Source organism: Salipiger pallidus (assembly GCF_014643635.1).
Lineage (GTDB): Bacteria > Pseudomonadota > Alphaproteobacteria > Rhodobacterales > Rhodobacteraceae > Salipiger > Salipiger pallidus.
In genome coordinates this window covers 59289-83293 of record NZ_BMJV01000002.1, presented here as the reverse complement: position 1 = coordinate 83293, position 24005 = coordinate 59289, and the positions used below count along the sequence as shown (strand labels likewise).

The 24005-nt window shown below is 65.2% G+C and carries 24 protein-coding genes and 1 pseudogene; 14 read left to right on the top strand and 11 right to left on the bottom strand.

The window, feature by feature from the left end:
* Positions 1–50 precede the first annotated feature (50 nt).
* From IEX41_RS06045 to IEX41_RS06035, 3 genes are all read right to left on the bottom strand, one after another.
* On the bottom strand, positions 51–953 hold the full coding sequence (locus tag IEX41_RS06045) for an EamA family transporter (RefSeq protein ID WP_188789344.1): 903 nt from the start codon (positions 951–953) through the stop codon (positions 51–53).
* A 612-nt stretch (positions 954–1565) separates the two neighbouring features.
* Positions 1566–2105 (bottom strand): pseudouridine synthase, encoded by a 540-nt coding sequence (locus IEX41_RS06040; protein WP_188789343.1) that lies wholly within the window; start codon positions 2103–2105, stop codon positions 1566–1568.
* Between the two features lies 1 nt (position 2106).
* Positions 2107–2556 carry a nucleoside deaminase gene (locus IEX41_RS06035; protein ID WP_188789693.1) on the bottom strand — a complete coding sequence of 150 codons (450 nt, stop codon included), beginning with the start codon at positions 2554–2556 and terminating at the stop codon, positions 2107–2109.
* Between the two features lie 88 nt (positions 2557–2644).
* On the opposite strand from IEX41_RS06035, the gene IEX41_RS06030 reads away from it, so the two are divergent.
* The 8 genes from IEX41_RS06030 to IEX41_RS05995 all read left to right on the top strand — a co-directional run bounded on the left by IEX41_RS06030 (position 2645) and on the right by IEX41_RS05995 (position 10514).
* Positions 2645–3961, top strand: a complete 1317-nt coding sequence (locus IEX41_RS06030) for a pseudouridine synthase (protein WP_188789342.1) — start codon at positions 2645–2647, stop codon at positions 3959–3961.
* Positions 3962–4103: 142 nt separating this feature from the next.
* Positions 4104–4301, top strand: coding sequence for a hypothetical protein (locus tag IEX41_RS06025; RefSeq protein WP_229672968.1), 198 nt, complete (start codon positions 4104–4106; stop codon positions 4299–4301).
* 50 nt (positions 4302–4351) lie between these two features.
* Positions 4352–5224: a hypothetical protein gene (locus tag IEX41_RS06020; RefSeq protein ID WP_229672967.1), complete on the top strand. Its 873-nt coding sequence runs from the start codon at positions 4352–4354 to the stop codon at positions 5222–5224.
* A gap of 197 nt (positions 5225–5421) precedes the next feature.
* Positions 5422–6321: a 5-bromo-4-chloroindolyl phosphate hydrolysis family protein gene (locus IEX41_RS06015; RefSeq protein WP_188789340.1), complete on the top strand. Its 900-nt coding sequence runs from the start codon at positions 5422–5424 to the stop codon at positions 6319–6321.
* Between the two features lie 38 nt (positions 6322–6359).
* The gene (locus tag IEX41_RS06010) at positions 6360–7562 is read left to right on the top strand and encodes a toxic anion resistance protein (protein WP_188789339.1); all 1203 of its coding nucleotides are present in this window, start codon (positions 6360–6362) and stop codon (positions 7560–7562) included.
* Between the two features lies 1 nt (position 7563).
* Positions 7564–8538: a DUF2927 domain-containing protein gene (locus IEX41_RS06005; RefSeq protein ID WP_188789338.1), complete on the top strand. Its 975-nt coding sequence runs from the start codon at positions 7564–7566 to the stop codon at positions 8536–8538.
* A gap of 92 nt (positions 8539–8630) precedes the next feature.
* The gene (locus IEX41_RS06000; RefSeq protein ID WP_188789337.1) at positions 8631–9056 is read left to right on the top strand and encodes a globin domain-containing protein; all 426 of its coding nucleotides are present in this window, start codon (positions 8631–8633) and stop codon (positions 9054–9056) included.
* Positions 9057–9386: 330 nt separating this feature from the next.
* Positions 9387–10514, top strand: coding sequence for an SPFH domain-containing protein (locus tag IEX41_RS05995; RefSeq protein ID WP_188789336.1), 1128 nt, complete (start codon positions 9387–9389; stop codon positions 10512–10514).
* Positions 10515–10527: 13 nt separating this feature from the next.
* Here the strand turns inward: IEX41_RS05995 and IEX41_RS05990 are convergent, their stop codons facing one another.
* The gene (locus IEX41_RS05990) at positions 10528–11070 is read right to left on the bottom strand and encodes a hypothetical protein (RefSeq protein WP_229672966.1); all 543 of its coding nucleotides are present in this window, start codon (positions 11068–11070) and stop codon (positions 10528–10530) included.
* A 132-nt stretch (positions 11071–11202) separates the two neighbouring features.
* Between IEX41_RS05990 and IEX41_RS05985 the strand changes: the two genes are divergently transcribed.
* The 3 genes from IEX41_RS05985 to dtd all read left to right on the top strand — a co-directional run bounded on the left by IEX41_RS05985 (position 11203) and on the right by dtd (position 13927).
* Positions 11203–12288: a TFIIB-type zinc finger domain-containing protein gene (locus IEX41_RS05985; RefSeq protein WP_188789335.1), complete on the top strand. Its 1086-nt coding sequence runs from the start codon at positions 11203–11205 to the stop codon at positions 12286–12288.
* A gap of 287 nt (positions 12289–12575) precedes the next feature.
* Entirely contained in the window at positions 12576–13487 is a 912-nt protein-coding gene (locus IEX41_RS05980; protein WP_188789334.1) for a carbohydrate kinase family protein, read from the top strand.
* Positions 13484–13927, top strand: coding sequence for a D-aminoacyl-tRNA deacylase (gene dtd / locus IEX41_RS05975; protein WP_188789333.1), 444 nt, complete (start codon positions 13484–13486; stop codon positions 13925–13927). Before IEX41_RS05980 ends, dtd begins: the two co-directional genes overlap by 4 nt.
* A 52-nt stretch (positions 13928–13979) precedes the next feature.
* Here dtd and IEX41_RS05970 read toward each other — a convergent pair whose 3' ends face one another.
* The 7 genes from IEX41_RS05970 to IEX41_RS05940 form a co-directional block, all read right to left on the bottom strand.
* Positions 13980–14936, bottom strand: coding sequence for a 2-hydroxyacid dehydrogenase (locus tag IEX41_RS05970; protein ID WP_229673029.1), 957 nt, complete (start codon positions 14934–14936; stop codon positions 13980–13982).
* Positions 14933–15286, bottom strand: coding sequence for a tRNA-binding protein (locus tag IEX41_RS05965; protein WP_188789331.1), 354 nt, complete (start codon positions 15284–15286; stop codon positions 14933–14935). The genes IEX41_RS05970 and IEX41_RS05965 overlap by 4 nt, the downstream gene beginning before the upstream one ends.
* Positions 15279–16094 (bottom strand): pyrroline-5-carboxylate reductase, encoded by an 816-nt coding sequence (gene proC / locus IEX41_RS05960; protein ID WP_188789330.1) that lies wholly within the window; start codon positions 16092–16094, stop codon positions 15279–15281. The genes IEX41_RS05965 and proC overlap by 8 nt, the downstream gene beginning before the upstream one ends.
* Positions 16095–16183: 89 nt before the next feature.
* On the bottom strand, positions 16184–17686 hold the full coding sequence (locus tag IEX41_RS05955; RefSeq protein WP_188789329.1) for a tannase/feruloyl esterase family alpha/beta hydrolase: 1503 nt from the start codon (positions 17684–17686) through the stop codon (positions 16184–16186).
* A gap of 107 nt (positions 17687–17793) precedes the next feature.
* Positions 17794–18294, bottom strand: coding sequence for a type III secretion system chaperone family protein (locus tag IEX41_RS05950; RefSeq protein WP_188789328.1), 501 nt, complete (start codon positions 18292–18294; stop codon positions 17794–17796).
* Between the two features lie 234 nt (positions 18295–18528).
* Positions 18529–19083 carry a DUF3859 domain-containing protein gene (locus IEX41_RS05945; protein ID WP_229672964.1) on the bottom strand — a complete coding sequence of 185 codons (555 nt, stop codon included), beginning with the start codon at positions 19081–19083 and terminating at the stop codon, positions 18529–18531.
* A gap of 144 nt (positions 19084–19227) precedes the next feature.
* Positions 19228–20826 carry a phosphoenolpyruvate carboxykinase gene (locus tag IEX41_RS05940; protein ID WP_188789327.1) on the bottom strand — a complete coding sequence of 533 codons (1599 nt, stop codon included), beginning with the start codon at positions 20824–20826 and terminating at the stop codon, positions 19228–19230.
* A gap of 359 nt (positions 20827–21185) precedes the next feature.
* On the opposite strand from IEX41_RS05940, the gene IEX41_RS05935 reads away from it, so the two are divergent.
* From IEX41_RS05935 to IEX41_RS21440, 3 genes and pseudogenes are all read left to right on the top strand, one after another.
* Complete coding sequence (locus tag IEX41_RS05935; protein WP_188789326.1) at positions 21186–21887, top strand: response regulator transcription factor; 702 nt, start codon at positions 21186–21188, stop codon at positions 21885–21887.
* Between the two features lie 3 nt (positions 21888–21890).
* A complete protein-coding gene (locus IEX41_RS05930) occupies positions 21891–23627 on the top strand; it encodes a sensor histidine kinase (RefSeq protein ID WP_188789325.1) in 1737 nt (578 codons plus the stop codon).
* Positions 23575–23862: pseudogene (locus IEX41_RS21440) on the top strand (HPr kinase/phosphorylase); the annotation flags it as partial. The gene IEX41_RS05930 and the pseudogene IEX41_RS21440, both read left to right, overlap by 53 nt.
* Between the last annotated feature and the right edge of the window lie 143 nt (positions 23863–24005).

Genomic DNA, 24005 nt, shown 5'->3' with positions numbered 1-24005 from the left:
GTCTCCTGACTGCCCTTCCTGATCGCACCCGGAGCGCCCGGGCGCAAGGTTCAGAGCACGAGCACCAATGCGAGGATCGACAGGGTCAGAAAGCCGATGCCCAGAAGCTCGCGCCGGCTGATGCGCTCGTGGAAGAACAGGACCGAGGCGGCAAGTGAGAACAGCAGCTCCACCTGCCCCAGCGCCTGCACATAGGCGGCTGTCTGCAGCGTGAAGGCGGTGAACCACGACAGGCTGCCCGCCATGGAGGTGAGGCCCAGCCACACCGCCACCTTGCGCGCGCCCCAGACTGCCGCGATCTGTCCCGGCTCCCGTGCCCTCAGCCACAGCGCCATGGCGATGACCTGGCTCACGACGACACAGACATAGGTCACCGAAGCCCGCAGGATCGGATCTTCGGCGGCAATCTCGAGCGATGCGGCGCGGTAGCCCACCGCCGAGAAAGCGAAGAAGAAGCCCGATGCAAGCCCCAGCAGCACCGCCCGGCTGGCGATGCGGCGCAGGAAGGAACCGGTGATCTCGGGCGTGTCCGACAGCAGCAGCACGCCGACAAGGCCGATCAGGATCGCGCCCCAACCCGCGGGGGAGATCGCCTCACCGAGGACGATCACACCAAGAATGGCGGTTTGGATCACTTCGGTCTTCTTGAAGGTGATGCCCACGGCGAAATTGCGCTGCCGGAACAACGCGACGACGCAGATCGTGGCAAGGATCTGCCCCAGCGCCCCGATCCACGCGTAAAGCCAGAAGGCAAGGCTGAGGCCCGGCCAGCCCTGCCCGGTGCTGCCCATGTAAAGGCTGGTGAACAGCAGCGCGGGCGGCATGGCATAGGCAAAGCGGGCGAAGGTGGAGCCGGTCGAGGTCAGCGCGCCCATGCTCAGCACCTTGTGCAGCATGAAGCGCAAGGTCTGGAAGAAGGCGGCAGAGAGGGTGACGGCGATCCACAGGTCCATGCAAATCGCTATGCCCCGTTCGTACAGAAATGACCATAGCACAGCGCCGATGGGGGCTTTGCCCCGCCCCTGCGGGGCTCCCCCGGCGTTTTTTTTTCCGAAGAGTTTTTTTCCGAAGAGAAGAAAGCATCAGCGCTAAAATGGAAGAAGAGCGCGGCGCGAACGGCAACCGTGGCGTGGCGTGGCGTGGCGAACAGGCGCAGCTGGACGCGCCATCGCGCAAGGCCGTTCCCTCAACGAAAGCGCGGCATCGACCTTGCGCCCATCCCTTCTTCTCTTTCCAAATACGCCCGCCGGAGGCAGGCCGTCCCACGCGACATCCGTAGTGGAGCGCCACGCAGGCCCCTGGCGGGCTGCCAAAAACAGTCAGGCATCACCATTTCGACGCGAAATTGCGTTACATCTTGGTCCCTCTTATCGAGCTGATGCAAATGCGGCGCATCGGGGGCTGACGAGCGGGAAAGAGATGCGCAGTTCTCGCACCTTTTCCAGCAGCCGGCCAAGGGCGGCGCACGACGCGGGCACCTTGGGGCTCGGAGCATTTCGCACGGCGACGAGGACCTAGTGCTTCACACCGAGGCGCACCCTTAACACGTCCACAGGACGACTGTGTCAGACCGCCCGCCACTCCCCCGGCGCGATGCCGTCCAGCGACCACTCACCGATGGACCAGCGCACGAGGCGCAGCGTTGGAAGGCCCACGTGGGCTGTCATGCGGCGCACCTGACGGTTGCGCCCTTCGGTGATGGTGATCTCGATCCAGGCATCCGGCACCGACTTGCGGTAGCGCACCGGGGGCACCCGGGGCCAGAGGTCGGGCGGCGGGATGCGGCGTGCCTTGGCGGGGCGGGTCGGGCCGTCCTTGAGGGTCACGCCCCGGCGCAGGTCTTCGAGCTGGGCGTCGCTGGGCTCGCCCTCCACCTGAACGAGATAGGTCTTGGGCTTGCGGAACTTCGGGTGGGCGATGCGCGCCTGCAGCCGCCCGTCATCGGTCAGCAGGAGCAGCCCCTCGCTGTCCTTGTCGAGCCGACCTGCCGGGTAGACCCCCGGCACGTCGATGAAGCCCGAAAGCGTGGGGCGCTCGCTGCCCGCGTTACCCTTGTCGGTGAACTGGGTGAGCACGCCGAAGGGCTTGTTGAAAAGGATCAGCATCCTAGCGCCTTTCGCGGAAGAAATCGCGCAGCAAGGCCTCGGAGGGGGCGGCATTGATGCCGTCGTAGACCTCGGGCGCGTGGTGGCATTGGGCATGGGAATAGAGGCGCGGCCCCTGCGCCACGCCGCCGGACTTAGGGTCCGCCGCACCGTAATAAAGCCGCGCGATCCGGGCAAAGGATATGGCGGCGGCACACATGGGGCACGGCTCGAGCGTCACGTAGAGGTCACAGCCCGGCAACCGCTCGGCCCCGAGCGCCGCGCAGGCGGCGCGGATCGCCAGTACTTCGGCATGGGCGGTGGGGTCATTCAGCTCGCGCGTGCGGTTGCCCGCAGTCGCCAGCACCGCGCCATCCGGGCCGACCACCACTGCGCCCACGGGCACCTCGCCGCGGGAGGCGGCGGCGCGGGCCTCGGACAGGGCCTCGTGCATGTGACTGCGAAAGCTCATGGACCCGCTGATACCGCGTGCGGCAAGCCTTGGCGAGCCGCCTTTCGAGACGCTTCCCAGCGCGAGGGCCTTGCTGTATGAGGCGGCCATGACAAAGCCCCCCTCCCCCTCCGCTTCTTCCCCCGTTCCCGGCGACCGCATCGCCAAGGTGCTCGCCCGTGCCGGCGTTGCCAGCCGCCGCGAGGTGGAAAAGATGATCGAGGAAGGACGGGTCGCGGTAAACGGCAAGCTCATCGAGAGCCCGGCCCTCAACGTGACCGACAAGGACCGGATCACCGTCGACGGCCAGCCCGTGGACAAGCCCGAGGCCCCGCGCATGTGGCTCTATCACAAGCCCGTCGGCCTCGTGACCACCACGAAGGACGAACAGGGGCGAGAGACAATCTTCGACAAGCTGCCCGAGGATCTGCCCCGGGTGATGACCGTGGGGCGGCTCGACCTCAACTCAGAGGGGCTTTTGCTTCTCACCAACGACGGCGGCATCAAGCGCAAGCTTGAGCTGCCGTCCACTGGTTGGCTGCGGCGCTACCGGGTGCGGGTGAACGGGCGGCCCACCGACGATATGTTCGCGCCGCTGCGCGCGGGGCTCGTGGTCGAAGGGCAGGCGTTCCAGCCCATGGAGGTCATCCTTGACCGTCAGCAGGGCGCGAACGCCTGGCTGACCGTGGGCCTGCGCGAAGGCAAGAACCGCGAGATCCGCCGCGCCATGACCGACATCGGCTTGTCGGTGAACCGGCTGATCCGGGTGTCCTACGGCCCCTTCCAGCTGGGCGACCTGAAATCCGGCGAAGTGGTGGAGCTGCGTCCGAAGGTGGTGCGCGACCAGCTTGGCCTTGAAGGTGCAAAGACCGAGCGCCCAGAATCGCAGCGCCGGCGCAAGCCGAACCAGGCACCCGGCCCCAAAAGCGGGTCTAAAACTGGTCCAAAAGCCGGGGCGAACTCGGTTCCGAAAAGCGGCCCCAAGCCCGGAGGCCGCCCCGCACCTGCATCGGCGAGCGCACCGGGTGGCCGGACCTTCGGGGCCAAGGTGTCCGGTGGCAAGACGTTCGGCGCGAAGGTGCCGTCTGATGCGCCGGCATCGCCGTCGCGACCAGGAAGCGCCCGCACCGGCAAGCCCAAGGCCGGCGGCAAGCCGTGGAATGGCGGGCCGGACCGAGGCGCCTTCTCTTCGGGCGGCGGCGCGGGGCGTGGCGGATCCGGGTCCTCTTCGGGGCCGAAGAGCGGCCCGAAAGCAGGTGCAAAAGCAGGTCCCCAGGCTAGTCCCAAGTCCGGCCCCAAATCTGGCCCGCGCAGTGGCGGCGGTGGACAGCCCTTCGGCCGCTCCGGTCCGAACACACGTGGCAACAAACCCGGCGTTGCACCACGCGGCGGTCGGGACGGCGGTGGCGGCAAGCGCGGCCGCTAACTACAGCACCGGGATGCAGAAATGCCTCCCGGACCCCAATCCGACAAGGCCTAAACATCGGTTAACCATTGGGAAACAATCTTTGTTTCTCCCGAGGTCTGCCGCTTTTTCGCCCGGTTTCGCCGTCAGCTTCAGACCCATGATGACGACGATCCTGGCCCTTTCGATTCTCTGCCTGACCACCTTCCTGGTTATTGGGAACCTGCGCATGGTGGCTCAGGATACCTTTGACGCGCTGTCCTCTGCTGCGTCGAAGCTGCGCCAAGGCAACAACCCTGGCGGCAAGCTGGCGTTTGCCACCCTCTGGGTCCTGATCTTCGCCCTCAGCTACTTTCTCTGACCAGTCACCCTGACTGGCGGGACGCAACCGGTTCGCATGGGGGATGTGCGATGGAACAGTCGAAGACCAAGTCGAACTCTGCCACCCGGCGGAACCAAGACACCAATCTTGCCCTGCTTGATTCAGGACTGGGGGTCCTGTTCCTGTCAGCCTTCCCGATGATCCTGCTTCTGTTCAAGGGTAGCGGCCTGTCCGCCTTTGCTGCGCTGCTGCAACTGGCGCTGTTCCTTGCCGGCCTGCGCCTCATCCATCGCGGCCAGCAGATCCAGAACGAATACCACGCCGCTGAACATGCCCGCGCCCCGCGCCCGCCGCGCAAGATCCTTGGTGCGATGCTGATCGGCATCATGGTGACGCTGCTGGCGGGGCATCATTTCACCGAACTCTACATGCCCATTGGCTTTGGCGTGCTGGCAACGGCGCTCAGCATCGTCGCCTTCGGCATGGACCCGCTCAAGGACAAGGGGTTTCCCTACAAGCACGTCTCCGAGGCCACCGGCCCGAACGGCCTGCCGGAAAGCGTCCTTGCCTCTCTCAACCGCATCGACGAGCGGCTTGATGAGATGGTCCTTGATATCGCCGACCTTGGCGATGCCGATTTGACCCGCGATGTCGAGGCGCTGAAATGTGGCGTCATGGGCCTGATCCGGGCGCTGTGCCGCGATGCGGACGGGATCCGACGCCTGCGAAAGCCGGTTATCAAGCTTGTCGAGCTGCTTCAGCGCGAAAACGACCGGCTGATCACCTCTTGGGATGACGTGGACCAGCCCCTGGCCCGGCGCCGCTATATCGCTCGAATCCACGCCCTTGGCGACACGTTCGAGGATCGCGCCCGCAAGACCATTGCCAAGACCGGCGGCGATGCCTTCGAGCTCGAGGCCGACCTGCTGTGGAACCGTATGCCCCTGCAACAGGCCGGGTGAGGCCGGGTAGGCTTTTCCCGACCTGCTTTGCACTGGTAAGTTACCGTCGCAGTGCCTAGGTTTCCCCTCGAAAGACCGAGGAAACGACAGGAAACCGGAGACGTCATGGCTGGCAGCACCCTTCAGAAGGTGGCATATGTTCTGCTTATCGTGCTGCTGTTCGGAGTAAGCTCCGGCACGCTCGGAGGGCTCTGATCATGGCACAGCGCTATGGCGGCAAGTACAGCCCCGACACGTCCGACCTTCTTGACGACGCACCCAGCGAACGCATCCGCCCAAGCCATTATCGCGGGGCCAAGGTCGATCCGGTAGGGGCGCGATCCAACCTGATGTTCGTGCCGCCGATCGTGTTGGCGGCGACCTCCCTCAATGACGGGGCCGCTGGCCTCGCCATGGGGCTGGTCGGCGCAGGGGCGCTGGTGCTTGGCGCCTGGCTCCTGCGAGACGGGCTGCGGGCGCAGGCCGCCTTCGACGAACGCCGCGTGGCGCGCCGACCGGCAATCCCGCGCAAGATCTTTGCCGCTGCCGCCACCGGCGTCGGGGTCGCCATCGCCACCTTCAAGACCGAACCGGGCGCCATTGCGCCTCTGATCTGGGGCGCCTGCGCCGGTGCGCTGCACCTTGCCGCCTTCGGAATTGACCCGCTGAAAAGCAAGGGGCTCGGCGGCGTCGACAGCTTCCAGAAGGATCGCGTCTCCCGGGTTGTGGACGAGGCCCAGACCTACCTTGCCGAGATGAAACAAGCCGTCCACCGCGCCGAGGACCGCGAGGTCGAGGCCCGGGTTGAACGGTTCTCGGTCAAGGTCACCGAACTGATCCGCACCGTTGAAGAAGATCCGCGCGATCTCAGTGCGGCGCGCAAGTATCTTGGCGTCTATCTCATGGGCGCAAGGGATGCCTCCGTGCGGTTCGCCGACATCTACAGCCGCAGCCGCGACCGCAATGCCCGCAGCGCCTACATGGCCCTGCTCACCGATCTCGAAGAGAGCTTCGGCAATAAGACGCATGCGCTGCTGCTCGACAACAACGCCGACCTGAACGTCGAAATCGACGTCCTGCGCGAGCGTCTGCAACGCGAAGGCGTCCGGCTCGGCTGAGGCCGCGGCGCGCACACACCGAAAATTAGGGAAGCACAATGTCCGACAAAGTGAAGTCCGAAGCGCAGATGACCGAGACCATGGTGGACGAGGTTAACGCCGTCGTCCTGCCCGAACCCGGAGAGGCCAGTGCCGTGGTGCCGCTGGAAACCGCCTCCCCCGAGGTCCGCGAGGAGATTCGGTCGCGCATGGACGAGATCGATATGTCCGACACCAACTCCATCGTGTCCTTCGGTTCTGCCGCGCAGGGGGAGTTGCAGGAGATCAGCCAAGCCATGCTGACCGGCGTGCGCAACAAGGACGTGGGCCCCGCAGGCGACGGGCTGCGTGACATCGTGGCGACGATCCGGGGCTTTTCGATTTCAGAACTCGACGTGCGCCGTGATCGCAGCTGGTGGGAAAAGTTGCTCGGAAAAACTGCTCCCTTCGCCAAGTTCACCGCCCGCTATGAAGAGGTGCAGGCCCAGATCGACCGCATCACCGACAACCTGCTCAAGCACGAGCATGTCCTTCTGAAGGACATCAAGTCGCTGGACCTGCTCTATGACAAGACGCTGCAGTTCTACGACGAACTCGCGCTTTATATCGCGGCGGGCGAGGAAAAGCTGAAGCAGCTCGACACCGTCGACATCCCCGCCAAGGACACGCAAGTGCAGGCCGCAGACGAAAACGACCAGGTAATGCGCGCCCAAGAGCTGCGCGACCTGCGCGCCGCCCGCGACGACCTCGAACGCCGGGTGCACGACCTGAAGCTGACGCGGCAGGTGACGATGCAGTCGCTGCCGTCGATCCGGCTGGTGCAGGAAAACGACAAGTCACTGGTGACCAAGATCAACTCGACTCTCGTGAACACCGTGCCACTTTGGGAAACCCAACTGGCGCAGGCGGTCACGCTTCAGCGTTCGGCCGAGGCAGCCGCCGCCGTGCGTGATGCAAATGACCTCACCAACGATCTTCTTACGGCCAACGCGAAGAATCTGCGTGACAGCAACACCATGATCCGGAACGAGATGGAGCGTGGCGTGTTTGATATCGAAGCCGTAAAGCAGGCCAACGCCGACCTTGTCGCGACGATTCAGGAAAGCCTGCAGATAGCCGACGAGGGAAAGGCCCGCCGCGCCGCCGCCGAAACGGAGCTGAAGAAGATGGAAAACGAACTTCGCGATACCCTGGCGTCAGCCAAGTCCCGTGGCGATGGCCGTGGCGACACCACTGGCACGTCCGTGCCGAAAAGCGCCTGACATGGGCGCGGGGCTGCGCCGTCTGGGATGTGCCCTCGGGCTGCTTGCGGGCCTTGCGGCCTGCGAGACCTCTGACCTTGCCCCGCGCAACACCGACGTCGCCCCGCACCAGCGACCCGATGGGCTCAAGCCCGAGCCGCCCGCCGTTGCGCCGCCCAAGCGCCGGTCGCTGGCAAGCCTCGACCTCGAACGCTTTTATGCCCAGTTCGAAACCGACTCGCTGGCGCGCGGTCTGCTGCGCACCGATGGCGGCGGCCCGGACACCCCGTTCACCGACACCATGCTGGCGCGCAATTTTGAACGCATCGCATTAGCGGAGGAATACGAACGCGGCGAAGGGCTGCGCCCGTCTCGTGGCGGCTATGGTGCGATCAAGAAATGGACTCAGCCGGTGCGTGTCGCCGTGGAATTCGGCGATCTCGTTCCCGAGGATCAGCGTGTGCAGGACACCAACATGGTGACCCAATACGTCGACCGCCTGTCTCGCATCACCGGCCATCCCATTACGATGACCGGGGGCGTTTCGAATTTCCACGTGTTGTTCATGTCCGAAGACGACAAGGCCATGATCGCCCCACGCATCCGCGAGATCGTTCCGAACGTCACTCCGTCGGCGCTTGATCTGTTCGACGACCTGCCGCGCTCGATTCACTGCCTTGTCATGGCATTCTCGGCGACCCCCGGCGGCAGCGATTACAATCAGGCGATCGCCGTCATCCGATCGGAACACCCTGACCTGTTGCGCCGGTCCTGTATCCATGAAGAGGTGGCCCAGGGCCTCGGCCTCGGCAACGATCACCCGAGGGCGCGGCCGTCGATCTTCAACGACGATGACGAGTTTGCCCTGCTCACCACGCATGACGAGCTGCTGTTGCAGATGCTTTACGACCCGGCCCTGCGCCCCGGCATGACCGCCGACGAAGCCCGCCCGATCTATACCGCCAAGGCATCGACGCTGCTGGGTGGTCAAAGCTAAGGCCTCAGGGCTGACGCGGGCTTGATAGCCGGCGCTTAACTGCACCTTCATTCCCGTCCGGTATGGCATATGCCACACAGCAGGGCGGGGCCATGTTTTCACCAGAGATGAAATCACAGATCGTTTCCACGGTTTTCCGGCTTCGGACGAAAACCTCGGCTCTTACGGTGGATTTCTACAACCGGCTGTTCCGGGCCGCCCCTGATCTGCGGCTGCTCTTTCGCGATGACATGCAGGCGCAAGCTGACAAACTTTACGACATGATCCTTACCCTTGTGCAGGCGCTCGACGACATGCAGCCCCTCGTGCCCGAGCTCGAGATGCTGGGGTGTCGCCACGCCGGCTACGGCGTCAAGGACGAGCATTATCCGATCTTGACCGAACAGCTGATTGCAACGCTGGCCGACAACGTCGACGGCTGGAATGACCGCGACCGAGAGGCATGGGAAGAGCTGATCGGCTTCGTCGCCGACCTGATGATCACCGGCGCCCGCGACGTTCAGGCCACCGGCAGCTGAGGCCATTCGCACACCGACGGGAGGGCAAGGTCCGGCAAGCGCGGCTGCGTGGCAAGGTTTGCTGGCAAGGGGCGGCTCATACCGGACCGTTCACCCCCGACATATGGCAACGGGCCGGTCACACGGGGCTGAACGCTCAAGGCCAATGATACCGCTCTGATAATACAGGAGCGGTGAGGGAAACTCCCGATCCGGACGGGCGGTAACCAGCAGGAGCTGACCGTCAAGCGACCGACGGCCCGGCGCCGCAACCGGCCATAGCGGCCAATTGCTTGTTTCCCGGCAAAGGGTGGTTAGATTGCCCCTGTCAGCACAATTGCGGGGACCACCATGGGCATTCTCGACTTCCTCTCGGGCCAGTTCATCGACGTCATTCACTGGACCGACGACACACGGGACACCATGGTGTCCCGCTTCGAACGCTACGGTCACGAGATCAAGTACGGCGCAAAGCTGACCGTTCGCGAAGGACAAGCGGCAATCTTCGTCCACGAAGGCCAGTTGGCGGACGTGTTCACCCCCGGTCTCTACATGCTCGAGACCAACAACATGCCGATCATGACCTCGCTGCAGCACTGGGATCACGGTTTCAAGTCGCCCTTCAAGTCCGAGATCTACTTCGTCAACACGACGCGGTTCAACGGGCTGAAATGGGGCACCAAGAACCCTATCATGTGCCGCGATCCCGAATTCGGCCCGGTGCGCCTGCGCGCCTTCGGCACTTATTCCACCAAGGTCAGCGATCCGGCGAAGTTCCTGTCCGAGATCGTCGGCACCGATGGTGAGTTCACCGCCGACGAGATCAGCTTCCAGATACGCAACATCATCGTGCAGGAGTTCTCGCGGCTGATTGCCGGGTCCGGCATCCCCGTGCTCGACATGGCGGCGAACACACAGGAGCTGGGCAAGATGCTGGCCGAGGGGATCTCGGGCACCATCGCCGACTACGGCCTCTCCCTGCCCGAGCTTTACATCGAGAACATCTCGCTGCCCGCAGCGGTTGAGGCGGCACTGGACAAGCGCACCTCGATGGGAGTTATCGGCAACCTCGACGCCTACACGAAATTCCAGGCCGCCGAGGCGCTGGGGGCCGAAGGCTCGGCCGCCGCGCAATCCATGGGCATGGGCTACGGCGCTGCCATGGGCATGGCCATGGGCCAGCAGGCCGCAGGTCAGGCCACCCAACCCGGCCCGTGGGGCGCGCGCCCCGCGCCTGCGGCCTCTGCTCCGCCCCCGCCTCCGCCGCCCCCGGTGGAACATGTCTGGCACTTGGCCGAGAACGGCCAGACCTCGGGTCCCTTCTCAAAGGCCCGTCTGGGCCGCATGGTCACCGAAGGCGGGCTGACGCGCGAAACCTTCGTCTGGACCCAAGGACAAGATGGCTGGAAGAAGGCCGAGGATGTCGCCGAGCTGGCGCAGCTGTTCACGGTAATGCCGCCGCCGCCGCCGGGCGCGTAAACCGGCGTCGCGCTCAAGGCCCCTCGAGGCGGCTCATGAGCATCGGGCCGATGCAGGCGTCGGGGGGAAACGCGACATCGTCGTCGCGAACGGCCGGGAACGGCTGGTCGGGCGGCACCTGCGACGGCACCACCAGCGCCCCGTCGATGCACAGGTCCTGCGCCGCGTTGCCGATGTTGAAACCAAAGCCTCCCGCCCCGCAATCGGTGCCGAACCCGTCCATGTTCCACGCCTGCGGCATCGGGTAACGCGGACCAAAGACGGCAAACTCCGATTGCTGCGGCAGGAAGGTCATGTGCCACGTGGTGTCCTCGGTCCGCATCCCTAGGGCCCAGCGTCCTACCGACGCGCCGCCTTGCGTGCCTTCCGCGACAAAGCAGGTGAGATCCCCCTCGCGCACTTCTCCGCGCTCCAGTAGAGCAGAGTCGAAGGACAGGGCACCGGTCATCTCATAGCCGTTGCCGCCCTCCCAAGTGAAACGGAAGGCCACGTCCTCGGCCCCTGCCGCGCCGCCAAGCAGCGGCAGCAGGATCATCGCCCATATGCCTGATCTCACCACGTTTCCTCCAATGCTGCGCCGCTTCGCGCCACCCTAGCCAGCCTCGGGGCAAAGGAAAACCGGGTTCCATCCCCCCGCGCCCGCGCCTAGGATCTGGCGGCAAACCTATGCTCACGCGACGGGGCCCTGATGACCGAAGAACACCGCTTTCCCTGCGAGCAATGCGGCGCCGACTACCGCTTTGATCCCGACAAGGGCCAGCTGGTCTGCGACCATTGCGGCCACACCGAACCCATGGCCGAAGCCGGCCCCTGGGGTGGCAGCATCCGCGAGCTCGATTTCCGGCAGGCCATCGACAATCTGCTGCCCCTGCAGGAGATGGAAGACCTGCGCGTCACCCGCTGCCCCAACTGCGGTGCCGAAGTCGAATTCCAGCCCGATACCCACGCCACGGAATGCCCGTTCTGCGCCACTCCGGTGGTGACCGACACCGGCATCCACCGACAGATCAAACCGCGGGGCCTTTTGCCCTTTGCCCTTGACGAGACGGCCGCGCACAAGGCCATGGGCGACTGGATGGGAGGCCTGTGGTTCGCGCCGAACGGGCTGAAGGAATACGCGCGCAAGGGGCGGCGGATGCAGGGCATATATGTGCCCTACTGGACCTTCGATGCCCAGACCGCCTCGCAGTATCGCGGCCAGCGCGGCACAGCCCACCGCACCACCCGACGCGTCATGCGCGACGGAAAGATGCAGACGGTCAGCCACACGGAAATCCGCTGGCGGCCCGTATCGGGGCGGGTGTCGCGGTTCTTCGACGATGTGCTGGTGCTGGCCTCCCGTTCGCTGCCGAAGAAATTCACCGACGCCCTGCAGCCTTGGGATCTCAGCCGGCTCGAGCCCTACCGGCCCGAGTTCCTTGCCGGGTTCCGGTCCGAGGGCTACCAGGTCGACCTCGACGAGGGCTTCGTCGAGGCCCGCGCCATCATGGACCGCCAGATCGAGCGGGATGTGAAATTCGACATCGGCGGCGACCGCCAGCGCATCCAGCACGTGGACACGTCCGTGTCTGCGGTGACCTTCAAGCATGTGCTGCTGCCGGTCTGGCTGGCCGCCTACAAGTACCGGGGCGAAACCTACCGGTTCGTGGTGAACGGCACCACTGGACGGGTGCAGGGCGAACGGCCGTGGTCCGCGTGGAAAATCGCCATCGCGGTCATCATCGGCGCGATCCTGGCCGGCGGTCTTGGCTATGTCTTCGCGCAATCGCAGTAAGGCGTCACGGGGTGGGTCCGCAAAGACCACCCCGGCCTGACGGCGATCGCTGGGACAAGAACGAGACCGGGATCTCCCCTCCTTGGCCCCCCGGCGCGTCACGTTCTGTATCCCGATGAACCGGGACTGCCTTCGGTGGATGACCAAAGCGCTCCCTCATGCCGTCAGAATGGCATGGCGGGCCAGCGGGCTCCTTGAATTTGGTGCAAATCCGGCCAGCGACTCTGGCCTTGTGCGCCACGGGCCCGGCAGGGTAGTTTCGGCGCTAACATCTAGGAGGAGTTCCCATGATCCTGTGCTGCGGCGAATCGCTGATCGACATGCTGCCCCGGACCGCATCCACCGGAGAGCCGGCGTTTTCACCAGTTGCGGGCGGCGCGGTCTTCAACACCGCCATTGCGCTGGGACGCCTTGGCGCGCCGGCGGGGTATTTCGGCGGCATCTCGACCGATCTCTTCGGGGCGATCCTGTCCGAGGCGCTGACCGCAAGCCGCGTCGATGCCTCGCTTGCGCCGCGGTCGGACCGGCCCACGACACTGGCCTTCGTCACCCTGACCGACGGCCACGCGCAATACGCCTTCTACGATGAGAACACCGCCGGGCGGATGCTGACGGACGCCAACCTGCCGGAGCTTGGCGCGGACATCGACGCGCTGTTCTTCGGCGGCATCAGCCTCGTGTCGGAACCCGGGGCCGACGCCTATGCCGCGCTTTGTGCGCAGGCCGGGGACCGGGTGGTGATGATTGACCCGAACATCCGCCCCAGCTTCATTCGTGACGAGGCCCGCTATCGTGCCCGCCTCGACGCGATGCTCGGCCGTGCCGACATCGTGAAGGTGTCGGACGAGGACATGGCGTGGCTGGGCACCGCCCCCGCTGAGCTTCTGCAGGGCGGGGTGACACTGGTTCTGGAGACCCGGGGCGCCGAGGGCGTGGTGGCCTACACCGCCGGTGGCCAGCGGCAGGTGCCCGCCGAGGTGGCCGAGGTGATCGACACCGTCGGCGCCGGTGACACGTTCAACGCTGGGCTTCTGGCCGGGCTGCACCGCGCCGGGCTGCTGTCGCGCACCCTGCTGAAGGACGCGTCGCTGGACGACATCACCCCCGCCGTGGCGCTTGGCGCGAAGGCGGCGGCGGTTACCGTGTCCCGCGCCGGAGCCAATCCGCCTTGGGTCGAGGAGCTGGAGGCAGACGCATGAGGGCGCTTGTCCAGCGCGTCACGGAGGCCCGCGTCATCGTCGAGGACGCGGTGATCGGAGAGGTCGGTCCAGGCCTTCTGGTGCTGGTCTGCGCCATGCAGGGCGACACCGAGGCGCAGGCGGACAAGCTGGCCGCCAAGATCGCCAAGCTGCGCATCTTCCGCGATGACGCGGACCGCATGAACCTGTCGGTGCGCGACACCGGCGGCGCGGCCCTCGTGGTGAGCCAATTCACCCTAGCCGCCGAGACGCGGGGCAACCGTCCCGGCTTTTCCACCGCTGCGCCGCCAGACGACGGCAACCGCCTTTATGAATACTTCGCCGCAAAGCTTCAGGCCGAGGGAGTGCCCGTGGCCACGGGGCGCTTCGGCGCGGACATGCAGGTGGCGCTGGTCAATGACGGGCCGGTGACCATCTGGATGGACACCGACACGCTTTAGGTCTCACCTGTGAGGTCTGTCAGTCCAGATCTCACAGGACTCTCACTTGGGGTCAGCCGACTTTGCAGGCCAGTTCCTCGCCCGCGAAGAAGGCGCGGATGTTGTCCACCGCCATGCGCCCCATGTCCTCGCGCACCTCGAGGGTCGAGGTGCCGAGGTGGGGCAGCAGCGTGACGTTGTCGAGGGCACGCAGCGCCTCGGGGACATGCGGTTCGTGTTCGTAGACATCAAGGCCCGCCCCCGCGATGCGCTTGGCCTTCAGCGCCTCGATCAGCGCAATTTCGTCAACGATGTCGCCCCGGGCGATGTTCACCAGATGCGCGGTGGGCTTCATCGCGCCCAGCACCGAGGCATCGACCATGTGGTGGGTCTCGGGCGAGGCCGGGACGGAGACCACCAGCACGTCCACCTCGGCGGCAAGCGCCTGCGGGGTGTCGTAGCGGGTCGCAGGGTAGTCCAGCGCCTTTTCGGAACGACTGGCATAGGCCACATCCATGCCGAAACCGTAATGGCAACGCCGCGCAATGGCCTGACCGATGCGGCCCATACCCAGGATGCCGACCTTCTTGCCGGTGACATGCTGGCCTAGCATCTGTACAGGGTGCCAGCCCTGCCAGTCGCCGGAGCGCACCAGCCGCTCGCCTTCCGCTGCGCGGCGGCAGGTCATCAGCAGCAGCGTCATGGCGATGTCTGCGGTGGCATCCGTGACGGCCCCGGGCGTGTTGGTCACCGTGACCCCGGCGGCACCCGCGGCGGCCACGTCGATGTGGTTGAAGCCAACGCCGAAGTTCGACAGCAGCTTGGCGCGGGGCGTGCCCACCGCCTCGAAGACCGATGCGTCAAAGCGGTCGCCCAGCGTCATCAGGATGGCGTCATAGGCACCCAGCGCCTCGACCATCTCGTCCTTGCTCAGGGCGCCGGGCTCGTCCCGGTAGGTGACGTCGAACAGCTGCCGCGCTTCGGCGACGACCCTGTCCGGCAGGTTGCGGCCAATGAGGACCTTGCTCAGCATAGTCTTGCTCCTTCTGGGACGTCCGCATCCGGGGCCGCGAGAACGATGGCGCCCGCCTCGTCGGCGTAGCCGAGCACGAGGCATTCCGACATGACCGGCCCGATCTGGCGGGGCGGGAAGTTCACCACCGCCATGACCAAGCGGCCCACCAGCGCCTCGGGGGTGTAGTGGACGGTGATCTGGGCCGAGCTCTTTTTCTCGCCGATCTCGGGGCCGAAATCGATCCACAGCTTGATGGCGGGCTTGCGCGCCTCGGGGAAGGGCTCGGCCCGGATCACCCGGCCCGCGCGGATGTCGACCTTGAGGAAATCCTCGATGCCGATCTGCGGCGCGGGGCCGTCATCCATTGGCCAGCTCGCGCGAGCGGCCCGCAGCGGCAGCCACGGTGGCCCTGACCAGCGGCGGCAGGCCGTTACCCTCGTCCATCAGCACCTCGAGCCCCGCCTGAGTGGTTCCGTTGGGCGAGGTCACGTTGCGGCGCAGCTGTGCGGGATCCTCGGACGCCTGCATCGCCAGCGCACCTGCACCCGCCACGGTAGCCTTGGCCAGTTGCATCGCCAGCTCGGGGGCCAGCCCCTCGGCCTCTCCGGCGGCGGCGAGGCATTCGATCATGTGGAAGACATAAGCCGGGCCGGAGCCGCTCACCCCGGTGACCGCATCCATCTGCGCCTCGCCCTCGAGGCGGACCACTTCGCCCACGGCGGACAGGAGCTCCTCGGCCTGGTCCATGTGGGTGGCGCTGGCATTGGCATTGCCCACGATGGCGGTGATGCCCTGCCCCACCGCTGCGGGGGTGTTTGGCATGGCGCGAACGATGGGCGTGTCCGGGCCAAGCGCCGTCTCAAAGCTGGAGATCAGCGTGCCTGCGGCCACCGACAGGAACATGGTTGACCCGTTGCCCAGCGGCACCAGCACTGGAAGCGCATCGCCCATCATCTGCGGCTTGACCGCCACCAGCACGATGGCGGGGTCTTCGGGCAGCTCTTCGTTGATCGCCACCCCGGTGCCCCTGAGCCAGTCCGACGGGTTCGGGTCCATCACCCACACCGAACTGGTGGGGAGGCCGCGTTTCAGCCAGCCCTCGAGCATGGCCGATCCCATCTTGCCGCAGCCCAGAAGAACCAGGCCCCGCGCTGCGATTTCTCCATTCTGCATGGCACTCTCTCTCCGTGTTTCAGCGCCAATCTGTCGCGCCACATTCCTGAGTGCAAGGCGGAGGACAGAAGTCCCCCGCCAAATGCGCATCAATCGGCGACCGGCGCGTCCTCGGTGGTCTCGGACGGCGCTTCGACCGGCGCGCCCATCGGCGAGCGCGCCATGATCGAAGTCGGGGGGACGTCCTCGTTCAACCACGCCTCGAGCGGGGTCATGGGATCGAGCGCATCGGCCCCGATCCCATTCGCTCCCGGCAGAATGCCGCAATGGTCGAGGCCCGGCACCATGAACAGTGCCACGTTCTCCGACAGGTTGTCGGCCCCACCCGCAAGGCGGCCTGCGTGTTCGAACCATTCGACAGTCTTGTAGGGCGTCACGATGGCATCGGCCCAGCCCTGCCAGACGATCATCTTGCCACCACGGTTGCGGAAGGCGGACAGGTCCGGGCTGTCGGCATTATAGGTCCAGGCCGCGTCGTTCATGGCCGCCGGGTCGGTTTCAAAATCGAAATCAAGCGGCGTCCAGCTGCTGCCGGGATCATTCGCAAAGGCCATGTAGCGCCCGAAGTTCTCGGCAAAGGCGGGACCGACGCGGCCCGCGCCCTGCTCGTTGCCGGTCAGCCAAAGCCACCAGAACGGCTCCGAGCCCTCGGGAATGCCGCCGGGATACAGCTGCTCTCCGGCCTTGTTCTGCGGCCCCTGCCGCCACTTCGCCAGCGTTTCGAACTGCGCATCGGTCAGGCAGGCGTTCTGGTTGTCGCTGCCGCATTCCAGGACGGAATAGTCAATCTCGCAGGCGCGCGGGTCAGCGATAACACCGTCAGTCGAGCCGTCGACATCATCGCACTGCGCTATGACCTCGGCCCCGATGATGTCGGCTTGTTTGTGGCCGATGATCTGTTTGCCCTCGTCATCGGTGTTGGCCTGCACCATCCAGGACATGGCCGTGCCCACAAGCCCGGTGTAATCCAGCGCCGGCGCGCCCGCGATGATGCCGTCGAAGAGGTCAGGATAACGGTGCGCCGCCTTCACTGCCATACGCCCGCCGGTGGAGCAGCCCTGGAAGATCGACTGGTCCGACGCGCCGTCATAGAACTCGCCGATCAGCGCCTGCGCCACGCGGTGGGTTTCCCCGATGGAGCGCCAGCCCCAGTCGCGCTCGGCGGCGGGGTTGCTCATGGCCCAGGTGCCGTCAGTCACGCCAAGCGCATGGTGGCCGCTGTCGGAGGTCGCCGTGGCATAGCCGCGCTCGAGCCCGGGACGCATGGCATTGACCCAGCCACCGCCCGCATCGGCCCGCCCGAGGATGCCGCAGAAGCCGCCGCAGCCGGCCTGGTAGTACTTGCCGTTCCAGCCCGCCATCGGCAGCCGCACCTCGATCGAGATCGCCGGCCGCGCCGAGACGCGCACTTCGCAATAGGAAGGCAGCGTGTCCGCAGCGGGCATGACCCGGGCCGAGGTGACATAGGCCGCGTCCATCACCGTGTTGCGCAGCGCACTGCACTGGCCTTCGGAGCGCTCTGCCCCCTCTTGCGCCTGTGCCGGAACGGCAGCGGCCATGGCAAGCGCCATGGCCGGTACGATCGCTTTCATTTCTGGACCTCCCGGAGCCTTCAATCCTGTCCCCCCCAGAATTGGCCCGTTCGGCGCCAAGAGCAAGGCTCGGATGGTGTCAGCCGCGACTTGTCTTCAGATCGTCGTCAGGCGCGGCCGTAGGCTTCGGCGATTGCGATCTGAAGCGCCTCGTTCGGGGTCTTGCCCGCCCAGGCGATCAGCTGGAACGCCGGGTAGTAGCGTTCGGATGCGGTGACCGCGGCCCCGATCATGGTGTCGATCTGCTCGGGCGAGGCGATCTGTCCGCCGCTCAGCACCAGCCCATAGCGGTAGACCATGAGCTTGGGCTCGGCCCAGTAGGAAAAGCTGCCCGCCCAACACTGGTCATTGATCGAGTTGAGCCCCTCGTAGAGATCGGGCATGGAGTGCTCGGGCGGCTCCATCTCGAAGGTGCAGATCAGGCGCAGCGTCTCGTCGTAGGGCGACCAGGCGAGGGTGATGGAATAGGTACGCCACTGGCCCTCGACCGCCATGGCGATCTGGTCCTCGGCAATGCGGTCGAAATCCCACTCGTGGCGTTCGGCCAGCGTCTCGACAATGTCGATGGGGTGAATGTCGTCGCTCAGATAGTCTTCGGACAGTGCCATGCGCCACCTCTTATGATTGTAGCACCTTGGGTTTGGCAGCGCCCCAAGCGCTAGATGACTGCTCAAGCATGTGGGATTATTCTCACTCTGCTCACCACATATCGTGCCTGTGGCAGTGACTCTCTGTAAAGCGAAATATTTGTGGACAACGCAATAAGTTGTGGACAGAGGGTGATTCTGCCCACGACGTCTGCTGTGGATATGTGGATGGAACCGCGTGAATCCTGTGGGGCGTCAGGACACGAAATCCTGCCCGTAACAGACCGACAGAACCGCGGGGGCCGCCAGTTCAGACACCACTTCGAAGGACTGCTCGAGCACGCGCTCACCATCCAGTTCAAGCGCCATGACCCAGGGGCCGGGCACCATCTCGTAGGGGAATTCGAAGGTGAAGAGGTTCAGGCTCGGGCTGAACTCGTCCACCGTCGACAGCCATGTCTCGCGCGTAATGCCCGCCTCACCCATGGGCGGGTGGGTGACGATCACCGTGGCCTCGCGCGTCCCCGCGCCGGGCGCCAGCATGAACTTGATGCCAAAGCTGATCCCGGCCGTCGCGGGCACCAGCTGCGTGGTGACGTCCAGGTCGCGGGTCTGTTCGATCAGGTTGATCTGACCCACCATGGTGTCCGGCGCCGGGCGCGAGCCTTCGGACGAGATCTGGCAGATCACCCCGTGATCGATAAGCACCGCAGGATCGCGCACGAAATCCTCTGCCATCGCGCCATGGGCCGGCCCCATCGCAAGCGACAGGCCAAGGAGGACAGACAGGACAAGGCGGGTACGGGGCATGGAACGGAGCTCCTCGGGGGACCCTTGCGGCTTACGGCATGGCCCTGTCCTGCGAAAGCCCCCTGCCCCGAAACCCGGTGTTTCCGGCAGCAAGACGCCCGCCGGATGGGGCGGGCGTCTCTTTAAACATCATCGCGGGCGGGTTCAGCCGATGGCGGCGGCGCGCACGTCCTCGTCGATGTAGGGCAGGTACTGTTCGAAGTTGTCCGAGAACATCTTGACCAGCTTCTCGGCCTGCACGTCGAACGCGGCCTTGTCGTCCCAGGTCTTGCGCGGGTCCAGAAGCAGGGTCGGCACGCCCTCGACGTTCACCGGGACATCGAAGCCGAAGTTGGGGTCCTTGCGGAAGTCGACCTTCGACAGAGACCCGTTGAGCGCAGCGTGCAACAGCGCACGGGTGGCCTTGATGGGCATGCGGTTGCCAGTACCGTAGGCGCCGCCGGTCCAGCCGGTGTTCACCAACCAGCAGGTGGCACCGTGCTTGGCGATCTTGTCGCGCAGCAGGTTGCCGTATTTCTCGGGACGCAGCGGCATGAAGGGCGCGCCGAAGCAGGTCGAGAAGGTCGGCTGCGGTTCGGTGATGCCCCGCTCGGTGCCGGCCACCTTCGAGGTGAAGCCCGACAGGAAGTGGTACATCGCCTGCGCCGGGGTCAGCCGCGCGATGGGCGGCAGAACGCCGAAGGCATCGCAGGTCAGCATGATGATGTTCTTCGGGTGCCCGCCAAGCGCCGTGCTCGAGGCGTTCGAGATGTACTCGAGCGGGTAGGCGCAGCGCATGTTGGCGGTCAGGCTGTCATCGTCGAAATCGAGATCGAAGGTCTCGGGGTCGAAGATCATGTTCTCGATCACCGTGCCGAACTTCGACGTGGTGGCGTAGATTTCGGGTTCGGCCTCGGGCGAGAGGTTGATGGTCTTGGCATAGCAGCCGCCTTCGAAGTTGAAGGTGCCGCGATCCGACCAGCCGTGTTCGTCGTCGCCGATCAGCACGCGCTCGGGGTCCGCGGACAGCGTGGTCTTGCCGGTGCCGGAGAGGCCGAAGAACACCGCGGTGTCGACCGGGTTGTTCGGCGCGTGGTTGGCCGAGCAGTGCATCGCCATGATGCCCTTGAGCGGCAGCATGTAGTTGAGCAAGGTAAAGACCGACTTCTTGTTCTCGCCCGCGTATTCGGTGCCGCCGATAAGGATGGTCTTCTTGTCGAAGTTCATCGCGATCACGGTTTCGCTGCGGCAGCCGTGCTTGGCGGGATCCGCCTGGAAGCTGGGGCAGTTGATGACCGTGAAATCGGCGATAAAATCATCCAGCTGGTCCCGGTCGGGACGGCGCAGCATGTGGCGGATGAAGAGGCCGTGCCAGGCCAGTTCAGTCACCATGCGGACCTTGATCGAGTAGGCCGGATCAGCCCCGCCGATGAGATCCTGCACGTAGTAGTCGCCGCCCTTCATGTGCTCGAGCATGTCGGCATGCAGCGCGTCGAAGCCCTCGGGGGTCATCGGGCGGTTGTTTTCCCACCAGATGTTGTCTTCGACCGATGGGGTGCGCACGACGTGCTTGTCCTGCGGCGACCGCCCGGTGAACTTGCCCGTGGTGACGTAGAAGGCGCCCCCCTTGCCAAGCGTGCCTTCGCCGCGTTTGAGGGCGGCCTCGATCAGCGCGGGCTCCGTCAGGTTGTAATAGACATTGCCCAGCTCTGCGATCCCCTGATCTTCCAGCCGGTATGCCGGGTTCACCCGTCCAAATGTCATCTTCCAAGCTCCTGGTAGCCGCGCGTGGTGCGGCAGTTCCTTCGGGGCGGCAAGGCTGCCGTCCGCCGGTGTTGTCGCCACCGGCATCAGCGGGCTTAGCACGGTAAATCAGGGCTGGAACAGGACACAAATCAACGTTAGCGCAACCAAATTTCGTTTAGCGTTAGCATTTGGGTAACATTGCACAAGCCTGATCCGTCATGGTGGTGTGCTGAGACATTTTAGCCATTCCTTTCCGAATTTCGTCTGGAATGAGGCAGGACTAAGGCGTGATTCGCTATTAAGAGTTGTTGGTGCGGCTGTAGTCCAGCATACTGGGGCAAAAAGTCGGTCAATAACGAGCAGTAAAGGTAACAAGCATGTCGAAGATCGCCCTTGTGGACGATGACAGGAATATCCTGACGTCCGTTTCGATGACCCTGGAGGCCGAAGGCTTCGAGGTCGAGACCTACAATGATGGCCAGGCCGCGCTTGACGCGTTCAACAAGAAGATGCCCGACATGGCCGTCTTCGACATCAAGATGCCGCGCATGGACGGCATGGACCTGCTGCAGCGCGTGCGCCAGAAATCCAAGATGCCGGTCATTTTCCTGACCTCCAAGGACGACGAGATCGACGAGGTCCTCGGCCTGCGCATGGGCGCCGACGATTACGTCAAGAAGCCGTTCTCGCAGCGCCTTCTGGTGGAGCGCATCCGCGCCCTGCTGCGCCGCCAGGAAGCGGTAGCCGGTGACGTCGTGGGTGACACCGAAGAAACCAAGCTGATGACCCGCGGGTCCCTGACCATGGACCCGCTGCGCCATGCCGTGACCTGGAAGGGCGCGGACGTGTCGCTGACAGTGACCGAATTCTTGCTGCTTCAGGCGCTCGCCCAGCGTCCCGGCTTCGTCAAATCGCGCGACCAGCTGATGGACGTGGCCTACGACGATCAGGTCTACGTGGACGACCGTACCATCGACAGCCACATCAAGCGCCTTCGCAAGAAGATGCGCACCGTGGACGCGGATTTCTCGGCGATCGAGACGCTCTACGGAATCGGGTATCGGTACAACGAAGAGTAACCCATGGCTCTCGCCGAAAGGATCCCCATGCGAGACGAGCCGTCGGACGGTGATCGGCGCGATGCCGATGTCGTTCTGGGCGATGATTGGGTCGCCCCCGACAGTATGGTCGACAAGGAACTGCGTGACAGCCGTGCGCAGCGCGGCCTTTTTTCGCTCAATCGCTCGCCTCTGACCCGCAAGATCATCACCTTCAACCTGATCGCGCTCAACGTACTGGTGGCGGGGATCCTGTGGCTCAACTCGTCCCGCGACACGCTTATGCTTCAGCGGGCCAACGCGATCCTGTCCGAGGTGGAACTGGTCGCGGACGCCATCGAAACCGGTTTGCCCAACGGCGCGACGGCCCGCATCGGCACCGCCGACGGCATCGACGTGCAGGGCACCCTTGCCGGGCTCGACCTGCGCCAAGGCGTTGATGTGCTGGTCTTCGATGTCGGCAATTTCCTCGTGGGGGAAACCTCGGGGACCATGCCGCAGCACTCTCCGGTCGAGCTTACCGAAGATGACAATCCCACGGTGATCTCGGATTTCCTCGACACGATCTGGCGCGGGGTGTCCAGCCTCTTCGCCTATTTCGAGGACGCGCCGGTTCTCGACCTCGAGGACAAGCTGCGCCGCGACATCGAAGGCGGTGATCCCACCATCACCCGGGTCGAGGCCAGCAAGTCCCCCACCGGCGAGACGCTGTTCACCGGCTTCTCGCCGATCCGGCAGGGTGATGCCGTGGTCGGCACCGTGGCCATGCTGTCCACCGCCGACGAGATCGACGCCGCCGTCAGCGCCGAACGCGAGCGGGTGCTGCAGATGTTCGTGATCGCCACGCTGGTGTCCATCGGCCTCAGCCTTGTTCTGGCGTCGACCATCGCCAACCCGATCTCGGACCTTGCCGATGCCGCCGAGATTGGCCGTGACCGCAACAACCGGCACCGCAACAACGCCTCGCGCCGAATCCGCATTCCCGACCTGACCGCCCGCCCCGACGAGATCGGGCGCCTGTCGGGTGCGCTGCGGGGCATGGTCTCGGCGCTCTACGACCGCATCGAAAGCAACGAACAGTTCGCCGCCGACGTGGCGCACGAGATCAAGAACCCTCTGGCCAGCCTGCGGTCGGCCATCGGCAGCCTGCGCATCGTCAAGAAGGAAGAGCACCGGGGCAAGCTGCTCGATGTGATCGAGCACGACGTGCGCCGCCTTGATCGCCTGGTGAGCGACATCTCCAACGCCTCTCGGCTCGATTCCGAGTTGGTCAAGGAAGAGGAACAGGAGTTCGACCTGCTCGAGATGATCGGCAACATCACCCAGTTCCTCGGCGAGGATGCAGGGCGCAAGGGGGTGGAATTCATCACGGACCTGCCCGGCAAGCCGATCCGCATCAACGGGCTGGAGCCGCGGCTGGCACAGGTCTTCGTCAACCTCATCACCAACGCCATCTCGTTCTGCGAGGACGGCGATGCGATCCGTGTCTGGGCGCGCCGCCGGGACAACCGCGTGCTGGTGGTGGTCGAGGATACCGGCCCCGGCATCCCCGAAGAGGCCCTGATGAAGATCTTCAAGCGCTTCTACACCTCGCGCCCGCAATCAGATTTCGGCAACAACTCCGGGCTGGGCCTCGCCATCTCCAAGCAGATCGTCGAAGCCCATGGCGGCGTGATCTGGGCCGAGAACATCCGCCCCACCGAAGCCGATGTCACCTCCGAGCCGCTCGGCGCCCGCTTCGTCGTCGGCCTGCCCGTCTGATCCCATGCCGGATGCCCCCTCCCCTGCCCTGCACGCCACCGCGGTGGCTCTGCACGGGCGGGGGCTGCTGATCCAGGGCGCGTCGGGGAGCGGCAAGTCGTCCCTCGCACTCGACCTCATGGCGATGGGAGCCCGCCTCGTGGCGGACGACCGCGTCATCGTTACCGAGCGCGACGGCGCGCTTTGGCTATCCTGCCCCTCCCCGCTGCGCGGCCTGATCGAGGCCCGGGGCCTCGGCCTGCTACGGGCAGACCCCATCGAAACCGTTGCCCTGCATACGATCGTCGATCTCGACCACCCCGAGACGGAGCGGATGCCGCACTGCCGCGAAATCATGTTGCAGGGCCACAGAATCCCCTTGCTTCAACGGCCCTCTCA

Excerpts from the sequence above, each read along its gene's own strand:
- IEX41_RS06045 (WP_188789344.1), bottom strand. The coding sequence starts at position 953 with ATGGACCTGTGGATCGCCGTCACCCTCTCTGCCGCCTTCTTCCAGACC.
- IEX41_RS06040 (WP_188789343.1), bottom strand. The coding sequence starts at position 2,105 with ATGCTGATCCTTTTCAACAAGCCCTTCGGCGTGCTCACCCAGTTCACC.
- IEX41_RS06035 (WP_188789693.1), bottom strand. The coding sequence starts at position 2,556 with ATGAGCTTTCGCAGTCACATGCACGAGGCCCTGTCCGAGGCCCGCGCC.
- IEX41_RS06030 (WP_188789342.1), top strand. The coding sequence starts at position 2,645 with ATGACAAAGCCCCCCTCCCCCTCCGCTTCTTCCCCCGTTCCCGGCGAC.
- IEX41_RS06025 (WP_229672968.1), top strand. The coding sequence starts at position 4,104 with ATGACGACGATCCTGGCCCTTTCGATTCTCTGCCTGACCACCTTCCTG.
- IEX41_RS06020 (WP_229672967.1), top strand. The coding sequence starts at position 4,352 with ATGGAACAGTCGAAGACCAAGTCGAACTCTGCCACCCGGCGGAACCAA.
- IEX41_RS06015 (WP_188789340.1), top strand. The coding sequence starts at position 5,422 with ATGGCACAGCGCTATGGCGGCAAGTACAGCCCCGACACGTCCGACCTT.
- IEX41_RS06010 (WP_188789339.1), top strand. The coding sequence starts at position 6,360 with ATGTCCGACAAAGTGAAGTCCGAAGCGCAGATGACCGAGACCATGGTG.
- IEX41_RS06005 (WP_188789338.1), top strand. The coding sequence starts at position 7,564 with ATGGGCGCGGGGCTGCGCCGTCTGGGATGTGCCCTCGGGCTGCTTGCG.
- IEX41_RS06000 (WP_188789337.1), top strand. The coding sequence starts at position 8,631 with ATGTTTTCACCAGAGATGAAATCACAGATCGTTTCCACGGTTTTCCGG.
- IEX41_RS05995 (WP_188789336.1), top strand. The coding sequence starts at position 9,387 with ATGGGCATTCTCGACTTCCTCTCGGGCCAGTTCATCGACGTCATTCAC.
- IEX41_RS05985 (WP_188789335.1), top strand. The coding sequence starts at position 11,203 with ATGACCGAAGAACACCGCTTTCCCTGCGAGCAATGCGGCGCCGACTAC.
- IEX41_RS05980 (WP_188789334.1), top strand. The coding sequence starts at position 12,576 with ATGATCCTGTGCTGCGGCGAATCGCTGATCGACATGCTGCCCCGGACC.
- dtd (WP_188789333.1), top strand. The coding sequence starts at position 13,484 with ATGAGGGCGCTTGTCCAGCGCGTCACGGAGGCCCGCGTCATCGTCGAG.
- IEX41_RS05965 (WP_188789331.1), bottom strand. The coding sequence starts at position 15,286 with ATGGATGACGGCCCCGCGCCGCAGATCGGCATCGAGGATTTCCTCAAG.
- proC (WP_188789330.1), bottom strand. The coding sequence starts at position 16,094 with ATGCAGAATGGAGAAATCGCAGCGCGGGGCCTGGTTCTTCTGGGCTGC.
- IEX41_RS05955 (WP_188789329.1), bottom strand. The coding sequence starts at position 17,686 with ATGAAAGCGATCGTACCGGCCATGGCGCTTGCCATGGCCGCTGCCGTT.
- IEX41_RS05950 (WP_188789328.1), bottom strand. The coding sequence starts at position 18,294 with ATGGCACTGTCCGAAGACTATCTGAGCGACGACATTCACCCCATCGAC.
- IEX41_RS05945 (WP_229672964.1), bottom strand. The coding sequence starts at position 19,083 with ATGCCCCGTACCCGCCTTGTCCTGTCTGTCCTCCTTGGCCTGTCGCTT.
- IEX41_RS05940 (WP_188789327.1), bottom strand. The coding sequence starts at position 20,826 with ATGACATTTGGACGGGTGAACCCGGCATACCGGCTGGAAGATCAGGGG.
- IEX41_RS05935 (WP_188789326.1), top strand. The coding sequence starts at position 21,186 with ATGTCGAAGATCGCCCTTGTGGACGATGACAGGAATATCCTGACGTCC.
- IEX41_RS05930 (WP_188789325.1), top strand. The coding sequence starts at position 21,891 with ATGGCTCTCGCCGAAAGGATCCCCATGCGAGACGAGCCGTCGGACGGT.